The organism is Candidatus Hydrogenedentota bacterium (assembly GCA_016791475.1).
Taxonomy (GTDB): domain Bacteria; phylum Hydrogenedentota; class Hydrogenedentia; order Hydrogenedentales; family JAEUWI01; genus JAEUWI01.
Window position 1 is genome coordinate 1 of the sequence record JAEUWI010000329.1, and the last position, 602, is coordinate 602.

General features: G+C 54.3%; 1 protein-coding gene. It reads right to left on the reverse strand.

The window, feature by feature from the left end:
* A partial coding sequence (locus tag JNK74_29510; protein MBL7650312.1) for a restriction endonuclease subunit S occupies positions 1 to 602 on the reverse strand: 602 nt, incomplete at both ends.

Here is a 602-nt window from a genome sequence, read left to right on the forward strand (position 1 = left end):
GGAAATGAAGGCGTTGCTTACCGCGTGGCCGAACTTTGCCAACTTGACGATTTCTTTTCCTCCGTAAAACGGAACGCCACTGGGTGACCAATCACGTTCGTGAATTCTCTTGCTGGAGCCGATCTCAAACACATCGCCGAGTCGACGCTTGGGCCAATCGGACCCGCCGTTTCCCGTGTAGACGGCATTCAAAAAGGCATCAAACAGCGCACGGGCATTCTGAAGGTTCTTTTCGGCGTTTGCTTGGGCGGTCGCGATACCCTCAAACGCCTCGTCCAGTACGCCGACGATCCGCTGCTGTTCGGCCAGCGGGGGGACGGGCATTTCGAAGTCGGTCAGCATCCCGACTTTGATGTATGGCATCGTGTTTCCGAGTTTCTGCTTGGAAACAGTGTCCTTCAATTTTCCATCGAGGATGTGAAACAAGAACCGCGGTGACACTTGGAGGAAATCAGTGAGGACATAAGTGCGTTGGTAAGCCTCAAACTTGCCCTTGTAGTAACTGACTTTGCCCACGTCGCCGTTGCCAGCGATGAGCAACGCTTCGGCGTCAAACGAGTAGTTGTCGCTGAACGTGTGCTCGGCAGCGCACGTAAAGAACG